The sequence below is a fragment of the Pseudomonas sp. UBA6276 genome, from assembly GCF_002438365.1.
GTDB classification, from domain to species: domain Bacteria; phylum Pseudomonadota; class Gammaproteobacteria; order Pseudomonadales; family Pseudomonadaceae; genus Aquipseudomonas; species Aquipseudomonas coleopterorum.
Genome location: NZ_DJUS01000098.1, coordinates 1 through 3869 on the forward strand (window position 1 = coordinate 1; position 3869 = coordinate 3869).

The following is a 3869-nucleotide window of genomic DNA, read 5'->3' on the forward strand; positions in this document are numbered from 1 at the left end:
CGCCCGCCCCGCTCCCACAGGTCAACGTGATCACTTGTGGGAGCGAGGGCTGCCTGCGAAGGGGTGAATGTAGACAATAGACATCTGCACTATGCCGCCAACAGACCCAGGCCGCATTTGTTATTATCGCGGCAATTTCCCGTTCACGCCTTGCACGAGCCTATTCATGAGCACTGACAAGACCAACCAGTCCTGGGNNCCGTCGACGCCTTCGTCGCCCGCTTCACCGCATCGGTCGACTTCGACCAGCGCCTCTACCGCCATGACATCATGGGCTCGATCGCCCACGCCACCATGCTGGCCAAGGTCGGCGTGCTCACTGACGCGGAGCGCGACACCATCGTCGACGGCCTGCGCACCATCGAGCAGGAAATCGAGGCTGGCCAGTTCGACTGGCGCGTGGACCTCGAAGACGTGCACATGAACATCGAGGCGCGCCTGACCGATCGCATCGGCGTGACCGGCAAGAAACTGCACACCGGGCGCAGCCGCAACGACCAGGTCGCCACCGACATTCGCCTGTGGCTGCGTGACGAAATCGACCTGATCCTGAAAGAAATTACCCGCCTGCAGCAAGGCCTGCTGGAGCAGGCCGAGCGCGAAGCCGACACCATCATGCCAGGCTTCACCCACCTGCAGACGGCCCAGCCGGTGACCTTCGGGCATCACCTGCTGGCCTGGTTCGAAATGCTCAGCCGCGACCATGAACGCCTGGTCGATTGCCGCAAGCGCACCAACCGCATGCCTCTGGGCAGCGCTGCGCTGGCCGGCACCACCTACCCCATCGACCGCGAGCTGACCTGTCAGCTGCTGGGCTTCGAAGCGGTCGGTGGCAACTCGCTGGACGGCGTGTCGGACCGTGATTTCGCCATCGAATTCTGCGCTGCGGCCAGCATCGCGATGATGCACCTGTCGCGGTTCTCCGAAGAGCTGGTGCTGTGGACCAGCGCGCAGTTCCAGTTCATCGACCTGCCCGACCGTTTCTGCACCGGCAGCTCGATCATGCCGCAGAAGAAGAACCCCGATGTGCCGGAACTGGTGCGTGGCAAGAGTGGCCGGGTGTTCGGTTCGTTGATGGGCCTGCTGACTTTGATGAAGGGTCAGCCGTTGGCCTACAACAAGGACAATCAGGAAGACAAGGAACCCTTGTTCGACGCCGCCGATACTCTGCGCGACTCACTGCGGGCCTTTGCCGACATGATCCCGGCAATCAAGCCCAAGCACGCCATGATGCGCGAAGCCGCGCTGCGTGGCTTCTCCACGGCCACCGATCTGGCCGATTACCTGGTGCGCCGTGGCCTGCCGTTCCGCGATTGCCACGAGATCGTCGGGCATGCGGTGAAGCATGGTGTGGACACCGGCAAGGACCTGGCGGAAATGAGCCTGGAAGAGTTGCGCCAGTTCAGCGATCAGATCGAAGCGGATGTGTTCGAGGTATTGACCTTGGAAGGCTCGGTCAACGCCCGCGATCACATCGGCGGCACCGCGCCGGCTCAGGTACGTGCAGCCGTCGCTCGTGGCCGGGAATTGCTGGCGGCTCGCTAAGTGCGCCTGGCAGGTCCGGCCTCTTCGCGGGCAGAGACCCGCTCCCACAGTAGGTGTTGAACATCCTGTGGGAGCGGGTCTCTGCCCGCGAAGGGCGCCCCACAGAATCCGACATTGACCCCATCGAGAACATGCCATGAGCGACAACCTGATAGACGAAGACGAAGCGTTCGCCGAGGCCACCCTCACCCAGGCCATCGAGAACCAGATCGAAAGCGACAACCCGCCGGCTGCCAAGGCCACGTTCAACAAGCTGACGCTGGTCGGTTACGAGCGCGAGGACATCCTCAACATGATGGCTCATGTGTTGGCGATCGAGATCGACGCCATCCTGGAGCAGGACCGGCCCTTCGACACCGCCTGGTACGAGGCCGCCCTGCGCGCCCTGCCCGAGCTGCCACCGGAAAAAGTCTGACGCCGCACAGGCGCGTTCGCCCAGGGCTGACTACACTGGAAAAACCCCGCTGCCACCGCATCAGGGGTACAGCGCACAGCGCCATTCGGCGCTGTCGTTCATTCCATAAGAAAGTCGGGAGCGCCTATGTCGTCCTACACCCCGGAACTGGTTGCCGAGCTGGAAATCCTTGCCCTGTTCAACCTCGGCAACACCATGGAAGGTCTGAAAATCCACCACACCGCGTCGCCCGCGGCCATCGCAGCCGCCAGTCGCCTGCATGACAAGGAACTGATCACCAAGCCTGACGGCGGCTACCTGACCAGCCTGGGCCATGAAGCGGCCGAGCACGCGCAGTCGTTGCTGACCATCCTGACGGTGGCCGAACCTGCCTGAGCGGCAGAGGCTTTATCGATCGTCCGCAGGCGCCGCCAGCGCCTGCAACCGGCGCTGCTCGGCAGCCGCGATGATTTCGCGCCGAGTGTCGTCATCGGCCGAGCGCCAGGCCCTGATGTCCTCGACGTGGCGGAAACACCCCTGACAGACCCGCTCTTCGTCCAGTCGGCACAAGCTCACGCAGGGTGACTGTACCGAGGGGCTGACATTGCTGTAGAGAGGCTTGGGCGCGCGTGCAGGCTGGCTCACAATCATCAGATCTCTTCGAAGTCCAGCTCGACGCCGGCTTGCTCCTTGACGGCCCGGGCCAATACTTCGCCCAGCAGCTCCTCGGATTTCTCGCAGCTCCACTGGCCCGACTCTTCGTCGTAGTCGAAGTGATAGCCACCGGAGCGTGCGGCCAGCCACAGCTGGCGCAGGGGCTCCTGGCGGCTGATGATCAGCTGGCTGCCGTTGTCGAACTTGATGGTCATCATGCCGGCGGAAATCTCGATGTCGTCGGCGTGGTCTTCGAGCAACTCCTCCAGCGCCTGCTGGGTGGCATCGACCAGGTCGTGGAAACGGGCTTCGGTCAAACTCATTGCAGGAACCTCGGAAAGTGTCTGTGCGCGCTACGGGCGGCAAGATACGAGCAGCCAGCGGTTTATGCAAAGCATAATGCACCCGTCTGGATCGATGGCACTGCTGGCAGGCCACCTGCATAGCCACCATGCCGGGCGCTGGGTATACTCGGGCGCAATTACTGCTTATACAAAGGATTTCGCCATGAAGCGCCTGATCTCTTCCCTGGCCGCGCTCGTCGCCGTTGCCTGCCTGGTGTCCGCCTGCGGTCAAAAGGGCCCGCTGTACTTGCCCGATGACAGCAAATCCCCCGAAGACCAAGCCAAGTCGTCGCAACCGCACAAGCATTACTAAGGGAACACCATGGACGCTTTTCAACGCCGCGACGGTGAACTGTTCGCCGAAGGCGTAGCGCTGTCTGCCGTGGCCCAGCGCTTCGGCACGCCGACGTACGTCTACTCGCGCGCCCACATCGAGGCGCAGTACAACGCCTACGCCGATGCCCTGCAGGGCACCTCCTCGCTGGTCTGCTTCGCCGTGAAGGCCAACTCCAACCTGGCCGTGCTCAATGTCCTGGCGCGTCTGGGCGCCGGTTTCGACATCGTTTCGGGCGGCGAACTGGAGCGCGTGCTGGCCGCTGGCGGGCGCGCCGATCGCGCGGTGTTTTCCGGCGTCGGCAAGACCCGCGCCGACATGCGCCGCGCCCTGGAAGTGGGCGTGCATTGCTTCAACGTCGAATCCACTGACGAACTGGAGCGCCTGCAGGAAGTGGCCGCCGAGCTGGGCGTGCGGGCTCCAGTGTCGCTGCGGGTCAATCCGGATGTCGACGCGGGCACCCATCCGTACATTTCCACCGGTCTGAAAGAGAACAAGTTCGGCATCGACATCGCGGCTGCCGAAGACGTCTATGTGCGTGCCGCGCAACTGCCCAACCTCGACGTGGTGGGCGTGGACTGCCACATCGGCTCGCAGC

The 3869-nt window shown here is 63.4% G+C and carries 6 protein-coding genes and 1 pseudogene; 5 read left to right on the forward strand and 2 right to left on the reverse strand.

Translation table 11 applies throughout. The annotated features are described in order from the left end of the window. Window positions 1-166: 166 nt before the first annotated feature. The 3 genes and pseudogenes from argH to B2V21_RS11180 all read left to right on the forward strand — a co-directional run bounded on the left by argH (window position 167) and on the right by B2V21_RS11180 (window position 2335). Window positions 167-1545: pseudogene (argH, locus tag B2V21_RS11170) on the forward strand (argininosuccinate lyase). 136 nt (window positions 1546-1681) lie between these two features. Continuing rightward, window positions 1682-1960 (forward strand): hypothetical protein, encoded by a 279-nt coding sequence (locus B2V21_RS11175; RefSeq protein WP_049860320.1) that lies wholly within the window; start codon window positions 1682-1684, stop codon window positions 1958-1960. 126 nt (window positions 1961-2086) lie between these two features. Next, on the forward strand, window positions 2087-2335 hold the full coding sequence (locus B2V21_RS11180) for a TIGR02647 family protein (RefSeq protein ID WP_282348918.1): 249 nt from the start codon (window positions 2087-2089) through the stop codon (window positions 2333-2335). 12 nt (window positions 2336-2347) lie between these two features. Here B2V21_RS11180 and B2V21_RS11185 read toward each other — a convergent pair whose 3' ends face one another. Both B2V21_RS11185 and cyaY read right to left on the reverse strand, forming a co-directional pair. After that, window positions 2348-2590: a DUF1289 domain-containing protein gene (locus B2V21_RS11185; protein WP_049860322.1), complete on the reverse strand. Its 243-nt coding sequence runs from the start codon at window positions 2588-2590 to the stop codon at window positions 2348-2350. Next, a complete protein-coding gene (gene cyaY, locus B2V21_RS11190) occupies window positions 2590-2916 on the reverse strand; it encodes an iron donor protein CyaY (protein WP_049860323.1) in 327 nt (108 codons plus the stop codon). Before cyaY ends, B2V21_RS11185 begins: the two co-directional genes overlap by 1 nt. Window positions 2917-3100: 184 nt before the next feature. On the opposite strand from cyaY, the gene lptM reads away from it, so the two are divergent. Both lptM and B2V21_RS11200 read left to right on the forward strand, forming a co-directional pair. Continuing rightward, entirely contained in the window at window positions 3101-3250 is a 150-nt protein-coding gene (lptM, locus tag B2V21_RS11195) for an LPS translocon maturation chaperone LptM (protein ID WP_043192229.1), read from the forward strand. A 9-nt stretch (window positions 3251-3259) separates the two neighbouring features. After that, a partial coding sequence (locus tag B2V21_RS11200; RefSeq protein ID WP_286916884.1) for a diaminopimelate decarboxylase family protein occupies window positions 3260-3869 on the forward strand: 610 nt, incomplete at its 3' end.